The sequence below is a fragment of the Asticcacaulis sp. P2_B1 genome (assembly GCF_056404915.1).
On the sequence record NZ_JBFUDD010000001.1, the window covers coordinates 171009 to 196838 of the forward strand.

23 protein-coding genes are annotated in these 25830 nt (G+C 58.6%); 15 read left to right on the forward strand and 8 right to left on the reverse strand.

Annotated features, from left to right (window positions below):
- Nucleotides 1-9 precede the first annotated feature (9 nt).
- The 12 genes from frr (at nucleotide 10) to lpxB (ending at nucleotide 12461) form a co-directional block, all read left to right on the forward strand.
- Complete coding sequence (gene frr, locus AC1DX3_RS00790; protein ID WP_476987325.1) at nucleotides 10-567, forward strand: ribosome recycling factor; 558 nt, start codon at nucleotides 10-12, stop codon at nucleotides 565-567.
- Nucleotides 568-650: 83 nt separating this feature from the next.
- A complete protein-coding gene (uppS, locus tag AC1DX3_RS00795; RefSeq protein ID WP_476987326.1) occupies nucleotides 651-1445 on the forward strand; it encodes a polyprenyl diphosphate synthase in 795 nt (264 codons plus the stop codon).
- 43 nt (nucleotides 1446-1488) lie between these two features.
- The gene (locus AC1DX3_RS00800; RefSeq protein WP_476987327.1) at nucleotides 1489-2301 is read left to right on the forward strand and encodes a phosphatidate cytidylyltransferase; all 813 of its coding nucleotides are present in this window, start codon (nucleotides 1489-1491) and stop codon (nucleotides 2299-2301) included.
- Nucleotides 2298-3494 carry a 1-deoxy-D-xylulose-5-phosphate reductoisomerase gene (dxr, locus tag AC1DX3_RS00805; RefSeq protein ID WP_476987328.1) on the forward strand — a complete coding sequence of 399 codons (1197 nt, stop codon included), beginning with the start codon at nucleotides 2298-2300 and terminating at the stop codon, nucleotides 3492-3494. The genes AC1DX3_RS00800 and dxr overlap by 4 nt, the downstream gene beginning before the upstream one ends.
- 36 nt (nucleotides 3495-3530) lie before the next feature.
- Entirely contained in the window at nucleotides 3531-4736 is a 1206-nt protein-coding gene (locus tag AC1DX3_RS00810; RefSeq protein WP_476987329.1) for a M50 family metallopeptidase, read from the forward strand.
- Nucleotides 4737-4839: 103 nt separating this feature from the next.
- On the forward strand, nucleotides 4840-7248 hold the full coding sequence (gene bamA / locus AC1DX3_RS00815; RefSeq protein WP_476987330.1) for an outer membrane protein assembly factor BamA: 2409 nt from the start codon (nucleotides 4840-4842) through the stop codon (nucleotides 7246-7248).
- A gap of 25 nt (nucleotides 7249-7273) precedes the next feature.
- Nucleotides 7274-7951 (forward strand): OmpH/Skp family outer membrane protein, encoded by a 678-nt coding sequence (locus tag AC1DX3_RS00820; protein ID WP_476987331.1) that lies wholly within the window; start codon nucleotides 7274-7276, stop codon nucleotides 7949-7951.
- Between the two features lie 20 nt (nucleotides 7952-7971).
- A complete protein-coding gene (lpxD, locus tag AC1DX3_RS00825; protein ID WP_476987332.1) occupies nucleotides 7972-9003 on the forward strand; it encodes a UDP-3-O-(3-hydroxymyristoyl)glucosamine N-acyltransferase in 1032 nt (343 codons plus the stop codon).
- 8 nt (nucleotides 9004-9011) lie between these two features.
- Nucleotides 9012-9539: a 3-hydroxyacyl-ACP dehydratase FabZ gene (gene fabZ / locus AC1DX3_RS00830; protein ID WP_476987333.1), complete on the forward strand. Its 528-nt coding sequence runs from the start codon at nucleotides 9012-9014 to the stop codon at nucleotides 9537-9539.
- Complete coding sequence (gene lpxA / locus AC1DX3_RS00835; protein ID WP_476987334.1) at nucleotides 9539-10330, forward strand: acyl-ACP--UDP-N-acetylglucosamine O-acyltransferase; 792 nt, start codon at nucleotides 9539-9541, stop codon at nucleotides 10328-10330. Before fabZ ends, lpxA begins: the two co-directional genes overlap by 1 nt.
- Nucleotides 10331-10468: 138 nt before the next feature.
- Entirely contained in the window at nucleotides 10469-11314 is an 846-nt protein-coding gene (locus AC1DX3_RS00840; RefSeq protein ID WP_476987335.1) for an LpxI family protein, read from the forward strand.
- On the forward strand, nucleotides 11301-12461 hold the full coding sequence (gene lpxB, locus AC1DX3_RS00845) for a lipid-A-disaccharide synthase (protein WP_476987336.1): 1161 nt from the start codon (nucleotides 11301-11303) through the stop codon (nucleotides 12459-12461). Before AC1DX3_RS00840 ends, lpxB begins: the two co-directional genes overlap by 14 nt.
- Nucleotides 12462-12593: 132 nt before the next feature.
- Here lpxB and gltA read toward each other — a convergent pair whose 3' ends face one another.
- On the reverse strand, nucleotides 12594-13883 hold the full coding sequence (gltA, locus tag AC1DX3_RS00850) for a citrate synthase (protein WP_476987337.1): 1290 nt from the start codon (nucleotides 13881-13883) through the stop codon (nucleotides 12594-12596).
- A 75-nt stretch (nucleotides 13884-13958) separates the two neighbouring features.
- A complete protein-coding gene (gltX, locus tag AC1DX3_RS00855; protein ID WP_476987338.1) occupies nucleotides 13959-15386 on the reverse strand; it encodes a glutamate--tRNA ligase in 1428 nt (475 codons plus the stop codon).
- An 85-nt stretch (nucleotides 15387-15471) separates the two neighbouring features.
- Between gltX and AC1DX3_RS00860 the strand changes: the two genes are divergently transcribed.
- The gene (locus AC1DX3_RS00860) at nucleotides 15472-17637 is read left to right on the forward strand and encodes a ComEC/Rec2 family competence protein (RefSeq protein WP_476987339.1); all 2166 of its coding nucleotides are present in this window, start codon (nucleotides 15472-15474) and stop codon (nucleotides 17635-17637) included.
- Here AC1DX3_RS00860 and lexA read toward each other — a convergent pair.
- The 4 genes from lexA to AC1DX3_RS00880 all read right to left on the reverse strand — a co-directional run bounded on the left by lexA (nucleotide 17634) and on the right by AC1DX3_RS00880 (nucleotide 20823).
- Complete coding sequence (lexA, locus tag AC1DX3_RS00865) at nucleotides 17634-18332, reverse strand: transcriptional repressor LexA (RefSeq protein ID WP_476987340.1); 699 nt, start codon at nucleotides 18330-18332, stop codon at nucleotides 17634-17636. The two genes, AC1DX3_RS00860 and lexA, sit on opposite strands and share 4 nt — an antisense overlap.
- Nucleotides 18333-18422: 90 nt before the next feature.
- Nucleotides 18423-19217: an indole-3-glycerol phosphate synthase TrpC gene (trpC, locus tag AC1DX3_RS00870; RefSeq protein ID WP_476987341.1), complete on the reverse strand. Its 795-nt coding sequence runs from the start codon at nucleotides 19215-19217 to the stop codon at nucleotides 18423-18425.
- Nucleotides 19218-20237 (reverse strand): anthranilate phosphoribosyltransferase, encoded by a 1020-nt coding sequence (gene trpD, locus AC1DX3_RS00875; RefSeq protein ID WP_476987342.1) that lies wholly within the window; start codon nucleotides 20235-20237, stop codon nucleotides 19218-19220.
- Complete coding sequence (locus AC1DX3_RS00880; RefSeq protein WP_476987343.1) at nucleotides 20230-20823, reverse strand: anthranilate synthase component II; 594 nt, start codon at nucleotides 20821-20823, stop codon at nucleotides 20230-20232. Before AC1DX3_RS00880 ends, trpD begins: the two co-directional genes overlap by 8 nt.
- 121 nt (nucleotides 20824-20944) lie before the next feature.
- On the opposite strand from AC1DX3_RS00880, the gene AC1DX3_RS00885 reads away from it, so the two are divergent.
- The gene (locus AC1DX3_RS00885) at nucleotides 20945-21259 is read left to right on the forward strand and encodes a hypothetical protein (protein ID WP_476987344.1); all 315 of its coding nucleotides are present in this window, start codon (nucleotides 20945-20947) and stop codon (nucleotides 21257-21259) included.
- On the opposite strand, the gene trpE is transcribed toward AC1DX3_RS00885, so the two are convergent.
- Nucleotides 21256-22749 (reverse strand): anthranilate synthase component I, encoded by a 1494-nt coding sequence (trpE, locus tag AC1DX3_RS00890; protein WP_476987345.1) that lies wholly within the window; start codon nucleotides 22747-22749, stop codon nucleotides 21256-21258. The genes AC1DX3_RS00885 and trpE overlap by 4 nt on opposite strands.
- Nucleotides 22746-24668 (reverse strand): peptidylprolyl isomerase, encoded by a 1923-nt coding sequence (locus tag AC1DX3_RS00895; protein ID WP_476987346.1) that lies wholly within the window; start codon nucleotides 24666-24668, stop codon nucleotides 22746-22748. Before AC1DX3_RS00895 ends, trpE begins: the two co-directional genes overlap by 4 nt.
- A 252-nt stretch (nucleotides 24669-24920) precedes the next feature.
- Here AC1DX3_RS00895 and tpiA point away from each other — a divergent pair, with 252 nt between their 5' ends.
- Entirely contained in the window at nucleotides 24921-25676 is a 756-nt protein-coding gene (tpiA, locus tag AC1DX3_RS00900; protein ID WP_476987347.1) for a triose-phosphate isomerase, read from the forward strand.
- The last annotated feature ends 154 nt before the right edge of the window (nucleotides 25677-25830 follow it).

Genomic DNA, 25830 nt, shown 5'->3' on the forward strand with positions numbered 1-25830 from the left:
GAAAACGCCATGGCAAAGCCCGAACTCAATCGCTACAAAGATCGCATGGACAAGGCCGTTTCGGCGCTGAAGGACGACTTCAGCGGCCTGCGCACCGGCCGCGCTTCCGCCTCTCTGCTCGACCAGGTCATGGTCGACATCTACGGCTCCAGCATGTCATTGCAATCCTGTGCTGCGATCAGCGTGCCTGAACCTCGTATGATCAGTGTCAATGTCTGGGACAAGAGCTCCGTCGGCGCCGTTGAAAAGGCCATCCGCAACGCGGGCTTAGGCCTCAACCCGATCACCGATGGCACGACCCTGCGTATTCCGATCCCGCCACTGACCGAAGAGCGCCGCAAGGAATTGGTCAAGATTGCCGGCAAGTATGCGGAAACCCAACGTGTCGCCGTGCGCAATGTGCGTCGCGAAGCCATGGACGACCTTAAAAAGGCCGAAAAAGCGTCGGAGATCAGCGAGGACGAAGAGAAGAAGGGCGGCACGGAAGTGCAGGGCTTTACGGATCAGGCGATCAAGCGTATCGACGAAGTGCTCAAGGCCAAGGAAGCCGAAATCATGCAGGTGTAAATCTGCTGATGACGGGGCCTTAATCTATGTAGTTCAGGCTGGCGGTCACGACAGGACCCGCCCGCTTCAGGAAAGTTACCTGCATGCCTTTAGGCCCCATGGATGCATCGAATGACACGCCGCCGGCCGGCGTGACCGGTTCTGCGCCCAAGAGGGAAAATTCGCCCTTCCATGTCGCCATTATCATGGACGGCAATGGCCGGTGGGCGAAGGCCAAGAATCAGATCCGCACTATGGGCCATCGTGCCGGCGTCAATGCGCTGAAACGGACAATTACGGCGGCTGTCGAGCTCGGCATCACCCATTTGACCGTCTTCGCCTTTTCGACGGAAAACTGGCGCCGGCCGGAAGCCGAGGTCAATGATTTGATGGGCCTGTTGCGTGCCTTCATCAAGTCCGACCTGGAACGCCTCCGCAAGGAAGGTGTCTGCGTTCGTATCGTTGGCCAGGAAGACGGCCTGCCGCGCGACATCGTTGGCTTGGTGGACGATGCCCACGCCCGGACGAAGGACAATTCACGCTTTTTTCTTCAGGTAGCGCTCAACTATGGCGCCCAGGCCGATATCGTCGAGGCCACCAGGATCTTGGCGGCAAAGGTCAGGGACGGACAGATGAACGCCGACGATATCACACCGGAAACCTTTGGCGGATATTTGTCGACAGCCGGCCTGCCGCCGCTCGACCTGTTGATCCGCACCAGCGGTGAACATCGCTTGTCGAACTTCCTGTTGTGGGAGGCCGCCTATGCCGAGTTTGTTTTCCAGGACATTCTATGGCCCGACTACGGCCATGACGCGCTGAAAGCGGCGCTGGATATATTTGCCCGGCGTGACCGCCGCTTTGGCGCGATCGAGACCCATGTCAACCAGTCCGCCTAGCCCGGCCGCGGCGCCGGCAAAAAAAGGCGCGAAAACCCGGGAATTGATCATCAGAGTGGTTTCGGCCCTGTCGCTGATCGCCGTGGTATTGGGCATCACCATCTTGCCGATCCGTGGCATGCCGTTCTCGGAACCCTGGCCGTTCCTGGTTATGATCAGCATCGGCGTCGCCTTGCTCAGTATCGAATGGGGTTTCATGGCGGCGCCGGGCGTGTCGGGGCGCATCGCCGCGGCTGTGGCATTGGCAGCGATCAGCGGCTTGTTTGTCGGTTATCTCGGCCACCCGATCCTGTCGATTTTGATTTTGATTTTCGGCGCCCTGTGTGCCGGACTTTATGCCTATCGGTTGCAGGCCGGTTGGATGGATGCCAGCTATGGCGTTCTCTATATTGGTTTGCCCGCCGTCGTGATCATGTGGCTGCGGCAAGGCAGTGAGGGCGTTACCTGGGTGCTGTTCGCCTTCTTGATCGCATGGGCAGCCGACAGCGCCGCCTATCTAGTCGGCCGCTTGGTCGGTGGGCCGAAACTGTGGCGGCGTTATTCGCCGAATAAGACCTGGGCTGGGTTTGCCGGTGGCATGATCGCAGGCATGTTAACGGCCGGCTCGTTGTCCGACCTGACGCATCTGTTCAAGCACGATACGTCGGCCTCTCTGGTCGGACTGATCGTGGCTCTGTCGACCATGGCTGGCGATTTGTGGGAATCGGCTCTGAAGCGGCGGTTCGGGGTGAAGGACGCAGGCACCCTGATCCCTGGCCATGGCGGATTGATGGATCGTGTCGATGGGCTTATGTTCGCCATTGTAGCGGTCGGAATTATCCGAATGCTGGTCATGTTGGGTACTGTGATTTTATGACGCGTCGAATATCTATTCTCGGGTCCACCGGCTCGATCGGCGTCTCGACCCTGCGTTTGCTCGACGAGACCGGCGTCAATGGTGAGGACTACGTCATCGACACCCTGATCGGCGGGCGCAATGTCGAATTGCTGGCCGAGCAGGCGTTAAAATACAGGCCGGCGATCACGGTCCTGGCCGATCAATCCCAATGGCAAGTCTTCAAGGACCTGATGGCGGGCAGTGGTCTAGGCATTGCGTGCGGCGAAGATGCACTGCTTGCGGCAGCCGGTCGTAAGGTCGATTGGATCATGGCGGCGATAGTCGGCATCGCCGGCCTGCGTCCGACCTGGGCCGCCGCCGGAACGGGCGCCGTCCTGGCCCTGGCTAACAAGGAAAGCCTGGTATGTTGCGGCCGTGCCCTGATTGAACGCGTCGAAGCCAATGGCGGAAAGGTATTGCCGGTCGATTCCGAACATAATGCCATTTTCCAGGTGCTTGACGGGGCGCAAAAAGATACGGTCAGCAAACTCATCCTAACGGCATCCGGCGGGCCGTTCCTCGGCCGCACGCGCGAGGATTTGAAGGCCGTTACTGTCGAGCAGGCGCTCAAGCATCCCAATTGGAGTATGGGCGCCAAGATCACTATCGATTCCGCGACCCTGGCCAATAAGGGCCTTGAGTTCATTGAGGCCGCCTATCTTTTCGACATGCCCCCGTCAAAGATCGACGTTCTGGTCCATCCGCAATCGGTCATCCATAGCCTGGTCGAATATGCCGACGGGTCGTCTCTGGCGCAGCTAGGTTCTCCCGACATGCGCGTGCCGATTTCGTACGCGCTCGGTTGGCCGAAACGTTTGGCCTGGCAGGCACCCAAGCTCGACCTGGCGTCACGCGGGGCGCTGACTTTTTGCGTGCCTGACGCCGAAGCTTTCCCGATGTTGCCGCTGGCGCGTCAGGCCCTGGAAGCCGGGGAGGGCATGACCATCGTCTATAATGCGGCCAATGAGATGTGCGTAAAGGCCTTTCTCGACCGTAAAATCGCCTTCGTCCATATCGCCGAAATCGTTGAAACTGCCATGATGCGGGCTCAATTGCCCTCTATCTCTTTTGAGGATCACGGCAGTCGTGATATGGAACACGCCCTCGCTGTCGATTCCGAGGTGCGCGGCCTGGTGCAAAATCTCTTTGCCACGGCCCGTTTGCATGCGTAAAACTGCCGCGAAAATACGAGTAGGGGAGTCCGATTTTTGTTAGGTTTTCTGGCCTATATTATTCCGTTCCTGGTTATTATCTCCCTTATCGTGACCTTTCACGAACTGGGGCATTTTTGCGTGGCCCGCCTCTTCAAGACCAGGGTCGAACGGTTTTCTGTCGGTTTCGGCAAGGTACTTCTGCGTCATAAGGACAAAAGCGGCGTCGAATGGTGCGTGAGCGCCCTGCCTCTGGGCGGCTATGTCAAGTTCGCCGGTGACGAGAACATCAGTTCGATGATGCCGTCGATCGAAGATCTCGAGGCATCCCGCGCCCTGATTGTCGAACGTGAAGGCGCCGCTGCGGTTAATGACTATTTTCATTTCAAGCCGTTGTGGCAGCGCTTCCTGATCATCCTGGCGGGACCGGCAGCTAATTTTGTCCTGGCGATCATAGTTTTCACCCTGATCGTCATGGCGATCGGTCAGACTGTTATGCCGACAAAAGTTCTGAACGTTGGGTCGGGCACACCCGCCGCAGAAGCCGGTTTCCAGCCAGGTGACGTTGTTACTCAAATCGACGGTAGGGACGTCCGTGACCAGGCGGGTGAGGCCAAGATCTTGATCGTCTTGCGCGCCAATACGCGCACGCCGTTTGTCGTGGAGCGTGGCAGCCAGACTTTGACTCTATACGCGACTCCGCAACGCACGATCATCGATCCGACCGGCAGAGACAAAACCATGACCGGTGGGCGCCTTGGTATCGAATTCGCCAACCAGCCGACCCAGCGTCGCGTCAATCCCTGGGAGGCCCTGGTCATCGGCAATGCTCAGACATGGCGGGCCCTCGATACAAACCTGACCTATATCGGCCGCATTTTTATCAGAAGAGAAAATGGCAGTCAGATTGGCGGCGTCCTTGGCATGGCCAAAGCAACCGGCGACATGACTATGGCGATTGCTCAAGCCAAGGTGCCGGTCTATGTGAAGGTCATTAATTTCGTGCTGAACAGTCTCAACATGATGGCCTTGATTTCGATTGGAGTCGGTTTCTTGAATCTGTTGCCTGTGCCGGCATTGGACGGTGGTCATCTGGCCTTTTATGCCTATCAAAGTGTGACCAAAAAGACTATTCCGCAGGGAATTCAGAATGCTGCCTTCCGGATTGCCATAGTGCTGGTATTAGGGCTAATGCTATTCGCCGCGTGGAATGATATTAACCACATCGGCCTTCCGCACTTTTTCGGGGGACTGTTCTCGTGATCCGGCCAGTCGCACACTGTCTTAAAGGTATTTCTTCATGTCCGGCCTGACTTCGCTTAATCCTTCGTCAGACCTGACTGCATCATCTGCTAACCGAGGCCACATGACCCGTACCCGTATCCTAACCCTCAGCGTCAGTGTTCTGGCGCTTGCCCATCTCGGGCTGGCCGCTACGGGGGCTGAGGCACGCGTCTTCATGCAGGACGCCCAGCAAGGCGCGCCGGCCGGGCCCGATGCCACGCAACCGCCGGCGGATGCGGAGCCTGCCCCTCAGGCTCCTCAGACCGCGCACATCGATCGCATCACGATCGAGGGCAATGAGCGTATCGATTCGCAGACCATCATCTCCTATCTGCCGTTTCAGACCGGAGCCACGGTCGACTCCGAACTGATCGACAGCGGCGTGAAGGCGCTGTATCGCACCGATCTGTTCTCGGATGTGCAGATTGCGATGAACGGCAATGAGATGGTCGTCACGGTCGTCGAGTCGCCGATTATCAACCAGGTCGTCTTCGAAGGTAACCATGCCCTGACAAAGGACAAACTTCGCGATGAAGTCCAGATTCGCCCGCGCGGCGTCTTTACCAAGGCCAAGGTTCAGGAAGACGTCCAACGCATTATCGAGCTGTACCGCAAGGGCGGCCGCATCTCGGCAACCGTGACGCCGAAGATCGTCGAACTGCCGCAAAAGCGTGTCGACTTGATCTTCGAAATCAATGAAGGCGCCAAGACAGGCGTGTCGTCGGTCAATTTTATCGGCAACAAGGCTTTTTCCGACAACGATCTGAAAACGACTGTCGTGACGCAGAAGTCGCTGTGGTGGAAATTCTTCTCGTCGAACGACAATTACGATCCCGACCGGATGGATTATGACCGCGAGCAGTTGCGCAAGTTTTACACCAACCGTGGCTATTACGATTTCCGTGTCATCTCGGCCGTGGCCGAACTGACGCCGGACCGTAAAGATTTCGCCATCTCCTACACGTTGGATGAAGGCCAAAAGTACAATTTCGGCCGCATCACCATCAAAACCGATAACGACAAGCTGAAGGCCGAAAACCTCCAGCACGCCATTTCGATCAAGCCGGGCCAGCTCTATGAAAGCGATCGCGTGCAGAAGGCGGTCGATGACCTGACCTTCGCGGCCGGCGCGGCTGGGTACGCGTTCGTCAAGATCGATCCTCAGGAAGACGCCGATCCCAACGATCACAATGTCGACCTAACCTTCGACGTGCACGAAGGTGCGCGCATCTATATCGACAAGATCAATATCGTCGGCAACACGCAGACGCTTGATCGTGTTATCCGCCGTCAGATGCTGGTCTCCGAAGGCGACGCCTATAACAAGGCGCTCTTGGAACGTTCCAAGATGTACATTAACGGCCTCGGCTTCTTCAAGCAGGCTGAAGACGGCGTCAAGATCACCGAAAAGCCGTCGGCGAATCCAGGCAAGACCAATATCGAGGTCGCCGTTCAGGAACAGCCGACGGGTGAATTGTCGTTCGGCGCCGGTTTCTCGTCCTACCAAAAATTCATTCTCGATATCGGGATCAGCCAAGCCAACTTCCGCGGCACCGGCCAGGACGTGCGCGTCCGTGTCCAAACGGGTTCGATACAAAAGGACATCGAAGCGTCGTTCACCGAGCCGCACTTCATGGGCCGCGATGTCTCGGCGGGTATCGATCTGTTCTCCAGTTCGTATAATTATACCGGCGTCGATTTCTCGACATCGTCCAGCGGTGCTGGTGTTCGTTTGGGCTATAACCTGAACGGTTATTCGATCCTGCGTTTGCGTTATAACCTGCGGCGCGACTTTATCACGACGAGCGGCGCCTGCGACGGCCTGATCTATAATTGTGGCGCCGGCGTCACCTCCAGTGTCGGCTATTCGCTGGGCTTCGACCTGCGCAACGATTACATCCAACCGACCCGTGGATGGATGTTCACCTTGCGGCAGGATTTTGCGGGCTTGGGCGGCGATGTCAAATATGTCGACTCCGAGATCGAAGGCCACTGGTACCATGGATTCAAGAAGGACATGATCCTTCATGTGTCCGGTACCGCGGGTTCCAAAATTGCATGGGGTGGCGATGCTATCCGCATCAATGATCGCTTCTTCAAGGGCGGCGATACGATGCGCGGTTTCGAGTACGCCGGTATGGGCCCGCGCGATCTGTCGACGGGCTACGCCCTGGGCGGCCAGACCTATGCCATCGGCTCGGTCGAACTGGGCATTCCGAACAAGCTGCCGGACCAATACGGCCTTAAAACGGCTCTATTTGTCGATATAGGTACGCTTGGAAGTGTTTCCAATCGTCTTAAGGTCAATTCAACGACGGGTGCACCGCTGACCAATATTGTCGATGACTTGTCTCTGCGGGCGTCGGCGGGTATTACTATTCGCTGGAAATCCCCGATGGGGCCGGTTCAGTTCGATCTGAGCCAGGTCCTGTCCAAAGAAAGCTACGATAAGGTCGAAACCTTCCGTTTCTCGCAATCCACACAGTTCTAAACCACAAACCGAAGTGCTTAAAATCATGAAAAAATCATCGCTTCTCATCACACTGAGCGTTTTGGCCCTGGCGGGCGTATCCGGTCAGGTCTTCGCTCAGGCGGCTGCTCCCGCAGCGCCTACTCCGCCGACCTTTGGCGCACCTATTGCCGGTCAATGCGTGCTCGATACCAACGAAGCCATGTCCAATTCCAAAATGGGCAAGGCTGCCGTCGATCGTTTGAACCAGCTTAACGGCGTGGTCCAAAGCGAAATCAGCGGTCTGAGCACGCAGCTCGATACGGATCGTAAGGCCTTGCAAGCTGCCCAGCCGGCCAAGACCGCAACGCCTGCCGTCGTGCAAGCCTTCCAAACCAAGGCACAGGCCTGGGAGCAACGCGCTCAGCAATTGCAGGCCTTGGCGCAGCAGCGCGATCAAGAAATGCAATATACCCGGCAAGCGGCTATGTCGTCGATCTTCATGAAGATGGTCCCGCAGATCAGTTCTGTTGTTACCGCCAAGGGGTGCTCGACCGTTGTGTCCGCAGACAGCCTCGTGCGCTATCCCGTCGGTTCCGGTGAAACACAGACGACCTTCGTCTATGTCAATCCTGCTATGGACATCACGAGCGCGGTCGTGCAAAAGCTCGATGCTACGGGTGAGCTTCTGCCCACCTTCAATCGCGTCGATCTGAGCCAACAAGGCGCAGCTCCGGCCCAATAAAACCGGATTCATCACCGTTCATGCCTGATCTGCGCTTTTTTGATACCAGTTCAAAAATAGACTTGGATCAGGTGGCGGCCTTGACGGCGACCCGCCTGGGTCGTCCGAATGTAAAGGGGAGCGGCTACGTTGTAGCCTGCGCCCCTTTATCTTTGGGCGGGGCCGGATTCAGTGGTGAGGGAAAGGCGGCTTATTTCAGCGACCGCCGCTACCTGACCGATCTGCATCGTACAGAGGCCGAGTTCATTTTCGTCACTGCCGATTATGTCGAGCACGTCCCAGGGCACAGTGTACCGATCGTCAGTGCCAGCCCGCAGGCCTCATGGTCGCGGTTGGCAGCGAGGCTGTATAAACCGCGGAAGCACGAAGGCATGGCGGCCATCCATCCGTCGGTTAAGCGCGAAGAGGGCGTGACCCTGGGCGTTGGTGTTGTGCTGGGGCAGGACGTCGAGATCGGCGCAGGGACCCGCATCGAAGCCTACACCGTCGTGGGACCGGGTGTGCGGATCGGCCGTGATTGCACGATTGGAGCCCATACAACCATCTACTGTGCCCTGTTGGGCGACCGTGTCCAATTGTCATCCGGTGTTCGTATTGGGGAGGCCGGTTTCGGTGTGTCCGGCGACGCGCGCGGTTTGGTCGATGTGCCGCAGTTGGGCCGCGTGATTCTTCAAGACGACGTCAGCATTGGCGCAGGCACCTGCGTTGACCGAGGCGCCTATGAAGACACGATCATCGGCGAAGCGACCAAGATCGACAATATGGTCCAGATCGCCCACAATGTACGTATTGGTCGCAACTGTATCGTGGCAGCGCACTCCGGCCTGTCGGGCTCGGTGACGGTCGGTGACGGGGCGATGTTCGGCGGGCGTGCCGGTATTATCGATCACATCGAGATCGGCACCGGTGCAAAAGTTGCCGCCGGGGCAATTGTTTTCAAGGACGTACCGGCCGGTTCCATGGTATCGGGGTTCCCCGCCAAGCCCTCACGCCAGTTTTTGCGCGAAGTGGTATGGTTGGAAAAAAATGCGGCTGTTAAGGACAAGGGGTAAGACGTTTCATGACCAACCTGATTGATGATACGGGGGATGCCGCGGCTCAGGCCGGCGACGAGGCGGAGGCTGCCACGTCGGAGATCTCGAATGTTTCCGTCGATTACGCTGAGATCCTCAAGCGCATTCCGCATCGCTATCCGTTTTTGCTCATCGATCGCGGTGAACATTGGGTGAAAAACAAGTCGATGGTCGGCATTAAGAATGTCAGTTTCAACGAACCCTTCTTCAATGGGCATTTCCCGGAAAACCCAGTCATGCCGGGTGTCCTGCTGATCGAAGCCCTGGGCCAGACCGGCGCCGTCTTGATGTCGAAATCTTTAGACGCAGATGTTGAAGGCAAGACCATCTTTTTTATGTCGGTCGATGGTGTAAGGTTCCGCAGCCCCGTGCGTCCGGGCGACGTTGTCCGCATGCCGGTCGAGGTCGTTCGCCATCGCGGCGACGTGTTCAAGTTCCGCGGCGAGGCCTATGTCGGCGACAAGATCGTCTGTGAGGCCGAGTTTGCTGCCATGGTTGTCGAAAGCCCGAAATAATGCCTGTAACGATTCACCCGACCGCGATTGTGCATGATGGCGCCATGCTGGGCGAGGATGTCCAGATCGGCCCTTACAGCATTGTCGGGGCTCAGGTGACGCTGCAGGACCGGGTGCGACTTATCTCGCATGCGGTGATCGATGGCGTGACGGATATCGGCGCGGATACGGTCGTGCATCCGTTTGCGTGTTTGGGTGGGCCGCCGCAGCATTTGGCGCACAAGGGCGAGCCGACAAAGCTGATCGTCGGTGAGCGTAATCTGGTCCGCGAGCATGTCATCATGCATACGGGGACGGAAAAGGGCGGCGGCGTGACGGTCGTGGGTAACGACTGCATGTTTATGTCGGGTTCGGGCATCGCTCACGACTGTATTTTGGGCAATAACGTCATCTTGGCGAATTTGGCCAGTGTCGGCGGGCACGTGAAGATCGGCGATTTTGTCTTTCTCGGTGGATCATGTGCCGTTCACCAATTTGCCCGCTTGGGGCGGTATTGTTTCATCGGTGGCGGCGCAGTCGTGACGAAGGATGTCATTCCGTACGGCTCGGTGTGGGGTAATCATGCGCGGCTGGAAGGGCTGAACTTGGTCGGATTGAAGCGCCGTGGCTTCTCGCGTGAATTGATCCTGGCGTTGCGGACGGCATATCGTATGATGTTCGCCGAGGAAGGCACCTTCCAGGAGCGGTTGGACGACGTGCTGGAGAACTTCTCGGATATCGACCAGGTGGTGGAGATCGTGCGGTTTATCCGTGAGGATTCGACACGGCCGATTTGTTTGCCGTCGGAATAGCGCTGTCGAGTAACGGGGTGTGGGGCCTGTGGCCCCGCATCTTCTGCTTTCTTTTCTGTCTCCGCCCATTTGGGCGAAAACAGAAAAGAAAATAAGGCATGGGGCCACAGGCCCCAAACCCCATAATTAGATAGCGAAATGTCGAACAACAACAAACTCGCCCTGATCTCCGGCGCCGGCGCCCTTCCCATCGAAGTCGCCGACTATCTCGCGCGCACCGAACGCCCCTATGTCGTCATTCGTATCGCCGGGCTATCTGAGCCCGAACTCGACATACATTATGGCCATACCCTGGGCCTGGGCGACTTTGCCAAGCTGTTTGAAATCCTCGCCTCAGAACAATGTCAATCCGTCTGCATGTGTGGCTATGTCAAACGCCCGGATTTTGATACCATGGATAAGGACCACGGCGGTGCAAAGGTCCTCCCGGGCATTCAGTCGGCCGGACGGGGCGGTGACGACTCACTGCTGCGTCAGGTCGCCAAGGTTATCGCCAGCCAGGGCTACCACATCGAAGGCGCCCACGAAGCCAATCCCGAACTCCTGATCGGTTCAGGTCTGCAAGCCGGGCCCGATCCATCACCGGAGGCTATGGAAGACGCTCACGATGCCCTCCGCGTCGCCGCCGCCATCGGCGCACTCGATATAGGCCAGGCAGTCGTGGTTGCCGGCCGCACCACCTTGGCTGTCGAAGCCCAGGAAGGCACCCAGGCTATCCTGCATCGCGTAGCGACTCTGTCGCCGACCCTGCGAGGCTCGCATTCTAATCGCAAGGGTGTCCTCGCCAAGCTGGCCAAGCCTATCCAGGACTTGCGCCTTGACATGCCGACCATCGGCGTCAGCACGGTCGAGGATGCCGCGGCGGCGGGCCTGTGTGGCATTGTCGCGCGCGCCCACGCCCTGTTGATTATCGACAAGGCGGCCGTCTATCAACGCGCTAACGAGCTCGGTCTCTTCATCTACGGTCACGATGTCCAAAACTAAAATCATGTTGGTGGCCGCCGAAGCGTCCGGCGATATGCTGGGCGCGGGCCTGATCCATGCCCTGCACGCGCAACGTCCCGATCTGGACCTGACCTTCGTCGGCATTGGCGGTGCGCGCATGCACGAGGCCGGCGTCGCCAGTCCGTTCGATATTTCCGAGCTATCGATCCTGGGCATGCTGGAAGGGTTGAAGGCTCTGCCGCGCGTTCGCCGGCGGGTCAAGCAAGCCGCCGCCCTGGCACAGACTGAGAAGCCCGATGCGGTCGTATTGATAGATTCATGGGGCTTTACACTGCGTGTTGCCCACGCCATTCGCAAAATCATGCCGGATGTGCCGCTAATCAAATATGTTGGTCCGCAGGTGTGGGCGACGCGTCCCGGCCGCGCCAGGACCTTGGCAAGGTCGGTTGACCTGTTGCTGGCCTTGCATCCCATGGACGCGCCCTAYTTCGAGCGAGAGGGGTTGAAAACTGTCGTGGTTGGCAATCCGGCGCTGAATGTCGATTTTGGGCGTGCCGACCTCGCAGGTTATCGTAAGAGCCTGGGACTGGGGCCGGCGGATCCGTTATTGATGGTGTTGCCGGGATCCCGGCCATCGGAAATCCGCCGCCTGATGCCGGTATTTCGCGAAGTCATGGAGCGTCTGGGCCAAGCGCGGCCGCAGCTGACAATGGTTGTGCCTGTGGCCGAGACTGTGCGGGAGCTCGTCGTTGAAGCCACACGGGACTTGGCGTTGCGCTATGTCTTGATCGAAAGCGAGGATGATAAGTATAGCGCCATGAAGACGGCCGATTTGGCGCTGGCCTGTTCAGGGACGGTGTCGACGGAACTGGCCCTGGCCGGTTGTCCGATGGTCATCGCCTATAAGGTCGAGCCGTTGACCTATTGGATTTTCAAGACCATCGCGACCATCAAGCATGTGACCTTGTTCAACATCGCGGCCGGCAAGATGATCGCGCCGGAGTTCATTCAGGACGATTGTACGGCGGATAAATTGGTTAAGGCTTTGGATGAGCGGTTGGACGATAAAGCTTTACGCGACAGGCAGATAGCCGATCAGTTTTCCGCGCTGGATATCATGGGGCGAGGGCAGAGGCCGCCCGCGGAATTGGCAGCTAAGGCGGTCGTGAGTTTCCTCAAATTGTAATGGGGCGTAGGGTCCGCGACCCCACAAAACCCTACCTTTTCCAATAAATAAGCCCCGGCCAAAGGCCAGGGCATATTTATTGGAGGAAGTAAAGTCTTGGGGCCACAGGCCCCAAACCCCATTACTGTTTGATCAACCGCGTGCCGACACCGGCACATAGTCCCGTTGCACCGAACCGGTGTACAGCTGACGCGGACGGCCGATCTTCTGGCCCGGATCCTCGATCATTTCCTTCCATTGCGCGATCCAACCGACCGTGCGCGCCAAGGCGAACAGCACGGTGAACATGGTCGTCGGGAAGCCCATGGCCGACAAAGTAATACCAGAATAGAAGTCGACATTGGGGAACAGCTTGCGCGAGATGAAATACTCGTCGTTCAGTGCGATGCGCTCCAGTTCCTTGGCAACCTGGAACAATGGATCGTTCTTATCGCCGACAGCTTCCAGAACCTCATCCGCCGACTGCTTCATAACCGTGGCACGTGGGTCGTAGTTCTTATACACGCGGTGACCGAAGCCCATCAGCTTGTACTTACGGTCCTTCACGCCGGCGATGAATTCCGGAATGCGCTCCGGCGTGCCGATTTCCTTCAGCATGTTGAGCGCTTCCTCGTTGGCGCCGCCGTGGCTGGGGCCCCAGAGACAAGCGATGCCGGCCGCGATACAGGCAAACGGATTGGCGCCCGACGACCCAGCCAGACGCACGGTCGAGGTCGACGCATTCTGCTCGTGATCGGCGTGCAGGATGAAGATGCGATCCATCGCCTTCGACAGAATCGGATTGACCACATACTCTTCGGCCGGCACGGCGAAGCACATGCGCAGGAAGTTTTCCGAATAGCTGAGCTTGTTGAGCGGATGAACGAACGGCTGGCCCATGCTGTACTTGAAAGCGCGGGCGGCAATCGTCGGCATCTTGGCGATCAGACGGTGCGCCGAAATCTCGCGTTGCTTCAGATCGTGGATGTCCAGACTGTCGTGATAGAAGGCGGAGAGGGCGCCGACAGCGCCCGTCAGGATGGCCATCGGGTGCGCATCACGGCGGAAGCCGGAGAAGAAGCGGTCGAACTGCTCATGCAACATGGTGTGGCGTGTGATCGAAGTCTCAAACGGTTCGAATTCGGCGGCTGTCGGGAGTTCGCCGTGCAGCAGCAGATAGCAGGTTTCGAGGAAGGTCGACTTTTCAGCCAACTGACCGATCGGATAACCGCGGTGCAGCAGCACGCCGGCGTCGCCGTCGATAAAGGTGATCTTGCTTTCGCACGATGCCGTCGAGGTGAAGCCCGGATCATAGGTGAAGTTGTCCGTCTCGGCATAAAGCTTGCGGATGTCCAGAACGTCGGGGCCGAGCGTGCCCTTGAGCACGGGTAAATCAACGGCCTTGTCGGCAACGGTGAGCTTGGCGGAAGAGGCTTGGGTCATAGTACGCGTTACCCTCAGATAGATTGTGTGCGGCGCAACCAAAATAGCGTCGCGCCTGCTATATAAACTGTAACACTAAATGAAAAGACCCCCCTTGAGACGATTATCGGCCTCGGTCTTGCCGAGTGCTGCAAAAACCTTCGAAATGTCGGGTGCAGGATGACCGGCGGACAGAATGCCGCGTAGCACAGGTCCGATCTTGCCGAAACCAATCCCTTCATTTTCAATGAATTGCTTCAATTGTCCGTCAATTGACTCATGATCCCATGCCGTCCACGTCAACACATTTTCGTGAAGACGGGCTAGGCGTGACATCGTCTCCTCAGTCAGCATATTTTTCGTTTTATCGTCTATGTGAAATGGTGGTTTCGCCAAAGCGAACTGCGACAGCTCGGCCAGTTGTGGAATCGTTTGCGCCCGTTCCTTGATCAGCGGCAAGGTGCGGCGCAAAATTTCACGGGTTTTTGCCTTGTGATCGTCGGAAAAACCTTCGGCGGTCAGTTCTTTCATGACCAGGTCGACCAGGCGTTCCGGATCGGACAGCCGGATCCAGTGCGCATTGACCGATCCCAGTTTGGCGAAATCCAACCGCGCCGGCGCCCGGTTGATATCGGCTATATCGAACCAGGCGATGGCCTGGGCGTCGTCGAAGATTTCGTCATCACCATGCGACCAGCCCAGACGTGCCAGATAGTTGCGCATGGCCTCGGGCAAATAGCCCAGGCTTTGATAGTCTCCGACCGCCTGGGCGCCGTGGCGCTTGCTGAGCTTGGCACCATCCGGACCATGAATGAGCGGGATGTGGGCGAACACCGGCACGGCCCAGTCGAGCGCCATATAGATCAGGCTCTGGCGCGCGGCATTGTTGAGGTGGTCGTCACCGCGGATGATGTGCGTGATGCCCATGTCGTGGTCGTCGACGACCACGGCCAGATTATAGGTCGGGGTGCCGTCGGAGCGCAGCAGAACCAGATCGTCCATATCCTTGGTATTGAAGCGGACGTCACCCTGGACCGCATCATGGACCACCAGGGGCTCGTCCAGAGGTCCCTTGAAGCGGATGACATGGGGTTGGCTCATTTCATCCGCCGTTGGCGTACGGTCGCGCCAATGCGAGCGCAAAGCATGGCCGGCCGCGCGGGCCTCTTCGCGCGCCATTTCGGTCTCTTCCGGCGTCATGAAACAGGCATAGGCGTGGCCCTTGGCGACCAGTTCGGCAACGGCGGCCTTGTGGCGGTCTTCGCGCGTATGTTGGAAGACGATTGTGTCGTCGGCCTTCAAGCCTAGCCAGTCGAGTCCCTCGAAAATGGCGTCGACGGCCGGCTGGGTCGAACGCTCGCGATCCGTATCCTCGATGCGGATCAGAAACTTGCCGCCGTTATGGCGCGCGTATAGCCAGTTGAAGAGCGCCGTCCGCGCGCCGCCGATATGCAGATAGCCGGTGGGTGAGGGGGCGAAACGGGTAACGACGGCGCCCGGGGCTTGCGGATTCGATTGGGTCATGGTCAGTGGTCTTTGAAAGCCAAAAATGTGAGCGTTCTTATAGCCATCTTTGCCGCGAACCCAACCTGTTTTGAGACCCGCCGCCTTGAAATTCGCGATTTCCGTCACGCCTGACAGGTTCAAGCTATGGACGCATAAAGCTATCGATATGCAGGCGGGCCGTCTGTTCCTGTGGCTGCCGGTCGCCTTCGGGGCCGGCGCGGCGCTTTATCTTGCCTTACTGTTCGAGCCGTCCTGGTGGTGGGTTGTTCTGCCGACCATCTTGATGTTTGTCGTTGTGTGGTTGATCCGACGTATGAACTGGAATAGCTATCTTTATGGTTTTGCTCTTCTTTTGTTATTCTTCAGTCTTGGTATGACCGTTTGCAAGCTGCGCGCCGAACATGTTCGGGCACCGGTTCTCGATCCAAGCCAGACCAATTATAGCCTCCAGGCCTTCGTCATCGACAATGTCTCAGCCAGTGAAGACGCGCCGCGCCTGTTGCTGGCGCCGATTGCCATGCGCGGCGTTGATCTGAAGGATGTGCCGTTGCGGATACGCGTCAGTCTGCGACCTGGCATTATCGAAGCCGCCGGTATCAAGCCTGGGGACGCTATATCGATGTTTGCCATTCTCAACCCACCGCCGCCGCCCAATATGCCGGGCGGTTACGATTTCGCTCGTGGAGCCTATTTCCAAGGCATTGGTGGCGTCGGCTTGGTGCCCGGAACGCCGCAGGTCATCCCGGCGCCCAAACGTGGCTGGCAACTCGACTTCCTGTTGAAGCTCAACCGTTTGCGTTGGTCGATAACACATAAGATCGTTGCCGATATTACGCCGGAATTCAGCAATGGTCGCGCCATGGGCGGTTTCGCCGCGGCTCTGGTGACGGGACAGCAGGCCTTTATTCCGCAAAGCCTGACGCAGAATATGCGCGACTCCGGGTTAGCGCACATCCTGTCGATTTCCGGAGTTCATATGGCGGTCGTCGGCGGTTTCATATTTTTCGGTCTGCGCTTCCTCATGGCCTTGATCCCGCCCTTGGCCCTGCGCCTGCCGGTCAAGAAGCTCGCAGCGGCCCTGAGTATTGTTTGCATCCTGCTCTATCTCGCTATTTCGGGCAGTCCGGCACCCGCGGTACGTTCGGCCGTCGTGGCCTGCGTCGCCTTCGGCGCCATCCTGGTCGATCGGCGAGCCTTGAGTCTGCGCGCTTTGGCGATCGCCGCTATCGTCGTCCTTATCCTGACGCCCGAGGCCGTTGTCCAACCGGGGTTCCAGATGTCATTCAGCGCCACCGCAGCACTTTTGGCTCTGGCTGAGACCATGACGCCGGCCATCAGCGAACTCAGTGTTCCAGCTTGGGTGCGCTTCATCCAAAAAGGCCTGCATGGCCTGTGGTTGTCGCTGGTGGCATCCGTTGTTGCCACCCTGGCCACCACGCCGTTCGCTATCGCCTATTTCAATCGCTTCTCGGTCTACGGTCTGGCGTCCAATCTATTCGAGGCGCCAATCACCAGTTTTATCGTCATGCCGTTCCTCGCCCTGGGTACCGTGTTGTCGGCGACGCCCCTGGGCTGGCTGTGTCTGCGTATTGCCGGTGGCGGCTTGTGGCTTATCGATCGTATTGCAGATCTGACTGCCCACCTACCTCATGCCGTTATCAATTGGCCGTCGGCGCCAGCCTATGTCCTGCCGCTGTCCTTTCTGGGGCTCATATGGATTTGCCTCGTTCGCGGCAAGGGGCGTTGGCTTGGGCTATTTCTCGCGAGCAGCATTATGTGGTGGCCGCGCGTCGCGCCACCGGATATCTGGATCGATTCCGAAGGCGGCAATGCGGCCGTCCGTACCGGTGCAACCGCCTATGTTCTGCGCCCGAAGGTGCGACAGTATGGTTTCGAGCAATGGACGCATCATTACGGCCTGTCGCCCGTCGATGCTGAGGGCTATGTTTGCCAAGGCTATGGCTGTGCGCCTTTGGCGACGGCCAAATACCGGGTCGGCTTCTGGTTCAGCAATAAACCGCCGAACGACAAACGTCTTTTGCAACTCTGTCAATCCAGCGACCTGGTGGTCATGCGTAATCCGGTCGGCGACTGGCCAGCCGTCTGTCAGGGCGTCAATCATATCAGTTCAGGTGACTTCGACCGCATGGGCGCGCTGGAATTGACGCGGAGAGACAAGACCTGGCTTATCCGCGCGTCCCAGCCGTTACGCGGTAAACGCTATTGGTCAACACGGTCGGAAGAAGAAGGCAGCGATGCTGGCTATTAGTGGTAACGGCGGACGAGCCCCACCAACCGGCCTTGAACACTGACCTCGTCGGTATTGTAGATGCGCGTCTTGTAGGCCGGATTGGCGGCTTCTAGGGCAATCGATGCTCCCTTCTTGCGCAGACGCTTCAGGGTCGCTGTATCTCCGTCGACCAGGGCGACCACGATTTCGCCCGACTGGGCCGTATCCGTCTTCTTGATGACGACATAGTCGCCATTGAGAATGCCAGCATTGATCATCGAATCGCCTTCGATTTCGAGGATATAGTGCTCGCCGGCACCCAGCATCGACTCCGGGATGCGCATACGGTCACGTTCCTGCCCCATGGCCTCGATCGGCACGCCAGCCGCGATTTTGCCCAACAACGGCAATTCACGGGTATCTTCGTTAGCAGCTTTGGGCGTCTCGACAGGGCGGGCGCCTTCGACGACCTGGGGCACGAAGGCCTGACGGCCCTTCGGCGGCGCCGAGGTGGTGGCTTGGTCGGGCAATTTAATGACCTCAAGAGCGCGGGCGCGGTGAGCGAGGCGGCGGATAAAGCCGCGCTCTTCAAGGGCCGTAATCAGCCGGTGAATGCCGGATTTGGACGCCAAGTCTAACGCTTCCTTCATTTCATCGAAAGAGGGCGAGACGCCGCCTTCTTTGATGCGTTCATGAATGAACATCAAAAGTTCGCGTTGTTTGGTCGTCAACATGGGAGCACCTATATCGCACCGCTTGCACCGCCCACTTGCGGAACAAGTCATGAACCTAGGCTCGATGTTCTATATGTGTTCCCGTTAATGTCAAGCTAACGTCAGAAGTTTTTTTGTCGCATCCGTGACGTCGCCTTGGCGCATAAGGCTTTCCCCGACCAGCATGGCTGTAGCGCCGGTTTTGGCCAGCCGCGCCACGTCAAGCGGGGTGAAGATGCCACTTTCGGCCACCAATACGTGGTCCGATGACACCATGCCGGACAGGTCTTCGGTAACTTTCAAATCGACGTGAAAATCCCTGAGATTTCGGTTATTTATGCCGATCAGTTTGGATGTCAGGCGAAGGGCGCGTTCCATCTCTTCGGCATTGTGCACCTCAACGAGGGCATCCATCCCGTAGTGATGGGCAGCATCGATCAACTCGTTGGCCAGGGTATCGTCAATCATCGCCATGATCACCAGAATCGCGTCGGCGCCGATGGCGCGTGATTCGGCTACCTGCCAGACATCGACCAGGAATTCCTTGCGTATACAGGGCAGGGCAACCGATGACCGTGCGGCGGTGAAATGCGATTCGTGGCCCATAAAGCTTGGATTATCGGTCAGAATCGAAAGGCATGACGCACCACCTGCCTGATATTCAAGCGCGAGGTGCGGTGGATCGAAGTCTTCGCGAATCAGGCCTTTGGACGGACTGGCCTTCTTGATTTCAGCGATCAACGATAAGCCGCCCGGTTTCTTGTTGGCTACAAGTGCGTCGGCAAACTCCCTGGGCGCGCCGATGGCACGAATCTGCGCTTCAAGATCGCCTTGGGTGACAGCGGTGCGGCGCTGGGCGACATCTTCCCGCTTATAGGCGGCAATTTTCTCAAGAATATCGGTCATTCAGGCGGTGCTTTTCGTGGTTTCAATCAGGGTATCCAAAGCCGCCTTCGCCTTACCTGAATCGATAACCTCGCCCGCCAGATGGATACCTTCGCGCAGGGTTTCGACCTTTTCAGCGACCAGGAAGGCCGCCGCGGCGTTCAGCATGACGATGTCACGATAAGCGCCCTTTTCGCCGTTCAGCAAGGCCATCAAGGCCTTGGCGTTATAGTCAGGGGCTCCACCGGTAATGTCGGCCAGTGCGGCGCGCGGCAAGCCGACGGCCTCGGGGGTAATTTTGAACAAGCGGACATAACCGTCGCGCCATTCGGCAACCTCGGTTTCCCCCGTCGTAGTCAATTCATCCAGTCCCGAGCCGTGCACGGCCCAGGCGCGTGTGGCGCCCAGTTGGCCCAGGGCCTGGGCAATGGGGTCGACAAAGCGCACCGACGGCACGCCGACGACCTGACGTTTGGCGCCGGCGGGATTGGACAGGGGGCCCAGCAGGTTGAAGATGGTGCGGAAGCCCAGCTGTTGGCGAATCGGCGAGACGTGCCGCATGGCGCCATGATGGGCCTGGGCGAACATAAAGCAGATCCCGGCCTCATCGAGGGCCCGGCGTTGTTGCTCCAGGGTCGCTTCGAGATTAACACCGAGTTCGGCGAGGACGTCAGCCGTACCGGACTTCGACGTAATGGCGCGGTTGCCGTGCTTGGCGACCTTCAGGCCACCGCCGGCCGCTACGAAACCGACGGCCGTCGAGATATTGAGCGTATGCAGGCCGTCGCCACCGGTGCCGCAAACATCGATGACATCGTAAGGATGATCGAGCCGGATGGCGGCCGAGCGCATGGCGCGGGCGCAGGCGGCGATTTCACCGACGGTTTCGCCGCGGATACGGATGGCGGTGACGGCGGCAGCGACCTGGGCCGGTGTCGGTTCGCCACGCAAACAGGCGGCGAAGAACATCTCTGCGTCGGCCTCATCGAGCGTCGTGCCGTCGGCGAGTTTTGCCAACAAGGGCTTGAAAGCGTCAGACATAGATATTCTGGCTTTCGATTCCGGCCAGTTCGAGAAAGTTGGCCAACAATTGGTGGCCGCCTTCGGTAGCGATCGATTCGGGGTGGAACTGCACGCCATGGATGGGCCGCGTCTTGTGCTGAACGCCCATGATCTCGCCGTCTTCCGTCCAGGCGGTGATCACCAAATCGTCGGGCAAGGTCTCCTTTTTGACGGCAAGCGAGTGATAACGCGTCGCCGTAAAAGGATTGGGCAAGTCTTTGAATATGCCGGTATTGTTGTGATGAATCAGGCTTGTCTTGCCATGCATCAAGGTCTTGGCGCGGATGACGTCGCCGCCATAGGCCTGGCCGATCGCCTGGTGGCCCAGGCAAACACCGAGGACCGGCATGTCGTCGGGTGCGGCGCGCAACAGTGGCAAACAGATGCCGGCCTGGTCGGGCGCACAGGGGCCCGGCGACAGCAGGATGGCCTTGGGTGCCAGGGCAAGGGCGTCCTGCACGCTCAGGGCGTCGTTGCGATAGACCTGCGTGTCCGCGCCGAGCTCGGCCAGGTAATGGACGAGGTTATAGGTAAAGCTGTCGTAATTATCGATGACCAGGATCATGGGGGTCGCCTCCGCACCTGCTATGTAGGCAATAGGTCCAGTCTTTCCAAGCGGTTTTACTGTCCCGACTGCGCAAATCTGCCTATGGTGGCGCGGTTACACCTTGATTCGACGGAAAACCATGCCGCAAGTGATCGATGAGGAGCGCGACGAGCGGCTCGACCAGGCCCTGAACCTGCTGAAGCCGCCCGTGCGAAAGTCGACTTCGGCCTTCGTGCCATTCCTGTCGGCGGTTCTTTTGACCGGAGCCGGGGCGCTTCTGATCTATATCATCGGGCACATGCCCACCGCCAAGCCGGCCACGACCAATACCCAGCCCGTAGTCGTACAGGCCTCGCCAGGTTTTGAGCTTTCGGGGTCGTCGATGAGTGCCGCGGAATCCGACTCAGGTCAGATTCGCGACGCCGTGATCATCGGTACCGAAGATTCTCGCTAATTCTCGTAATAGACATAACGCCAGGCGTCCTGGGCGGCTTTGATGAGCGCGCCGGCCTTGTGGCAGGTCTCTTCGTATTCCGTTTGCGGTACGCTGTCGGCGACGATGCCGGCACCGGCCTGGACATAGATCATGCGATCCTTGAAGAGGGCCGTGCGCAGAACGATGCAGACATCGACGCTGCCGCCGCTCGATATATAGCCGACACCGCCACCATAGACGACGCCGCGCTTTACCGATTCCAACTCGTCGATAATCTCCATGGCGCGAACCTTGGGGGCACCGCTGAGCGTGCCGGCGGGCAGGGCGGCCAGCAAAGCGTCGACCGCATCCAGGCTTTCCGGCGCGTCGCCTTCGACATTGGAGACGATATGCATGACGTGGCTGTAGCGTTCGATAATGAACTTTTCGGTGACGCGGACCGAGGCCGGCTTGGCGACTCGACCGACATCATTGCGGCCGAGATCGAGCAGCATCAGGTGTTCCGACAGTTCCTTCGGGTCGGCCAGCAATTCGGCTTCGAGCGCCTTGTCCTCGGCGGGGGTTTTGCCGCGCGGCCGGGTGCCGGCGATCGGCCGAATGGTCAGCTTGCCGTCGCGTACGCGCACCAGGATCTCGGGCGACGAGCCGGCCAATTGGAAGTCGCCGAAGTTGAGATAGTAAAGATAGGGCGACGGATTATGACGGCGAAGGCTGCGATAAAAGGCAAAAGGATCGAGCTCGAACGGTGCCTCGAAACGGTGGCTGGGCACGACCTGGAAGATATCGCCCGCGGCGATATAGTCCTTGGCGCGTGTCACCATGGTACCGTAATCCAGCGCCGATGTTGGTGACATGAGCGGTGCTTGAATGTGGGCGCTTTGTGCCGGTTGGGCGCTGAGCGGCACGCGCAGGTCAGCCTCGACGGCGTCGAGGCGCGCCACGGCCATGTCGTGGGTCGTCCCGCAGTCGGGCCAAACCGGTGAGGCCAGAAGGATTTCGTGGGCAACATTGTCGAAAACGCACACGACCGACGGACGAACGACCACAGCATCGGGCAGATCGAGCGGATCCGGATTGGCGGCGCCGAGCGGCTCCATGAGGCGGATCATATCGTAGCCGAAGACGCCGAACAGGCCGGATGCCATGGGCGGCAGACCTTCGGGTATGTCCATACGGTTGGCCGCGACCAAGGCGCGCAGCGAGTCGAGTGTGGGCAGGGTGTCTTCGACATAGCGGCCGGCCGCTATGTCGGCGCCCTTGGCGATTTCCGCCTTGTCGCCCGAACATTTCCACACCATGTCGGGGCTGAGGGTCAGGATCGAATAACGGCCGGACAGTGAACCGCCTTCGACGGACTCGAACAGGAACGAATAAGGGCGCCCGCGCGACAATTTCAGATATGCCGAAACCGGCGTTTCGAGATCGTCGATCAGCTTGCGCCAGACGATATTGGGTTGAGCTGTCGAGGTTGCACTATCGGGGGTGAGCTGGGCGGCTATGGTGGTCACGATTTACTCTTGGCGTCTTTGGAGTCTTTGGCCTTGGGATCCGGCGGCGTAATGCCCAGGGCGCGCGAGGCAATGGCAGGATAGGTCTGCGTCTTGATCGCCTGCTTGGCGGAGGATTGGCTCAGCTCGGCAATGTCGCTGGCTACCGCCTGGGACATCTGGTTGCGTAAGATCGTCGTGCTGATATTGGCGGCGCTTGGGTCGGCTTGATGGACGGCGTCGATGTGGCCGACAGCAATCTGCACTTGCCCAACAGGCGTTGTGAAGACGTCTCCCGCCTTACCCAGGAAGATGCGGCCGCTCAAGCCCTGAGGCAACTGGCTTTTCTGCGCCGCCTGACGATCCAGGCCATCAATCTTCTGGACCTTGGCATGATAGCTGGCTGCGACAGCGTCGAAACTCTCGCCCTTGGTCAGGCGGGCTTTGGCGTCGTCGGCAGCGGCCTGCAAGGCGCTACTCAGTTTTTCCATCTGCCAGTATTGCGCCAACTCGTTCTTCACCTCGTTGAAGGGGGGCGCGCCGGCCGGTTTGACGTTGACCAACTTGAGCGCGAAATATTGCCCTTCGCCCAATTCCTCGACGTCGGATGTCCCGCCCGGTTGCAGGTCGAAAACGTCCTTGGCAAGGTTGCCGTAATGGGAATAGTCCGCCTGACCGCCGGTCTTGCCATCGACCGTCATCGGCAGGAGTGGCTCGACGGCCAGACCCAGCTTCTTGGCCGTGGCCTCGAAGTCTTCGCCGGCATCGTGGGCCTTCTGGAATTCGTTGACGACTTCGTTGACCTTGTCGGCAGCCTTTTCCTTCTGATATTCGGCGGCCAACTGGTCGCGCACGCTTTCATAGGACGGAGTAGAGCCAATCTTGATCTCGCCCATCTGAATGACGGCGATGCCGAGGCTGCCTTGAATGGGCGCCGATATTTCATCCGTCTTCATGGCGAAGGCGGCGGCCGCGATCTTGGCGTCAGGCACAGAGGATTGCGGTTTCAGGGTGAAGGGAATGACTTCGCCCTTATTAGCCTTGGCCAGGCTCTGCGCGTCCTTGCCGGCTTTCAGACCGTCTGAGATGGCCTTGGCCGCATTCATGTTGGGGGCGGTGATTTCAGTGAAGGTGCGGGTTTCCGGGGTCGTCAGACTCGACAGACGGGCCTGATAGAGCTTGTGCAGGGCGTCTTCATCGATCGGAATCGCCTTGAGATAGGCGGCCGGCGAGAACTGGACGACTAAAGCGGTGCGCAGTTCCGGCAACTGCATCTTGGCTTCGTTCTCCTTATAAAAGGCCAGGAGGTCGGCGTCGGTCGGAACGGGCGGCTTGGCGACGCTATCGGGCGAGATCACGAAAATGCTGGTGTCGCGCTTTTGCATGCCGACCGCGGCATCGGCGGCGGCGAAAATGCGCGGTGTCTTCAAACCGGCCATGGCGGCATCGAGAAACTGGCTGCTCGACAACTGGTCATGAAACTCGCCGTAATAGGCCTCTTCGGTCAACTGATGCTCAGACAGTAGCCGGCGATAAAGGTCGCGGTCGAAATGGCCGGTTACAGGGTCGAAAAACGCAGGATTCTTGGCGATCTGGTCGACCACTAACTTGGCCGATGGCTTCACGCCGATCTTGTCCAGCCAGGCGAGGAAGGCAGTCTGTTTACCCAGTTCTTCCAGCATCTGGATGTGGAGGCCGGCCTTGACGAAATCTTCGTTGGTAACGGTTTGGCCCTGTTGGGCCTGGCGTTCCTTATAGGCGTCGAAGCGTTGCTTGAAATCCGACGCCGTGATTGTGCGTTTGCCTGCCGTCACGACGTTGCTGTCATTGACCGGATTGAAGACATCGCGCAGGCCGAATACGGCAAAGGACGCGATCAGCAATCCCATGAGCGCCGTGAAGATCCACGACTTGGTAAACTCGCGCAACATGCTGATCATAGGCTTCTTTTCATCCTGTAGAGTCGTGAACCGTCGCCGCGCAACGCGCGGTGTTCACAGATATAAGGCGTGTCTTTACGGCACGATCAAGGCTGTTACAAAGGGAATTTATATGTTTCAAGTTTTTCTTGGCTCCTGTACGTCTGTTGCAGACAGGTTTTTGAAAAACTGTCACAGTTAGAGTCCGCATGCGCCTCCAACAAGGAAGGGGCAGCGCAACCAATGCCACATGAAAAAGATCAAGACACCGCCATGCCTCAAAGAGACTTGCCGAAACGGCATCTTATCGCCGCCAATTGGAAGATGAACGGACTGAGTTCAGCGCTTCCAATGGCTGAAACCGTCGCCAGCCTAAGCCGCGCTCACAAGGCCCGGGTCGCTCTGTTCCCGCCCGCTACACTTCTTCCCATATTGGCGCGCGCCCTGGAGGGCAGCGGTATCGTCCTGGGCGGTCAGGATTGTCATCACGCCGATCATGGCCCCTATACGGGCGACATTTCCGCCGCCATGCTGAAAGATGCCGGCGCCGATATGGTCATACTTGGTCACAGCGAACGCCGCCACGGTCACCTGGAACCCTGCGCCCTGGTGGCGCGCAAGGCCGTCGCCGCCCTGAAGGCCGGGTTGGAACCGATCATCTGTATCGGAGAGACCCTGGATCAGCGCCAGGCCGGCTTAACCGTGCAGGTGTTGTCCAAGCAATTGAACGACAGCCTGCCGGAAGATCTGCGGGGCAGGGTGTTCCACGTTTCCTACGAACCGGTCTGGGCCATCGGCACTGGGCTGGTGGCATCCGACGAGCAGATACTCGAGGCCTTTGCCCTGATCCGCAAATATATCGACAGGCGTTTCGGCAAGGAGGCGCATCCTCACCTGCTTTATGGAGGTTCGGTCAAGCCGTCGAACGCTGCGCATTTGTTGAAGCTCGATGGTGTCAGCGGCGCTCTGGTCGGCGGCGCTTCGCTGACGGTTGAGGAATTCATGCCGATCGTTGCCGCGGCCGACTGATAATACTTTCGGGCGGCCGGTTCCGTCCTTGCGCCCCTTGTAATCCTCAGCTCACGCCATATTTCTGTTCCGCACCCTATGGTCAATCGCGCGCGACGATGCTAAGGGCCGCTACAACTGTGTCCGGGCCTATGCCCGACGCAATCATCATTGA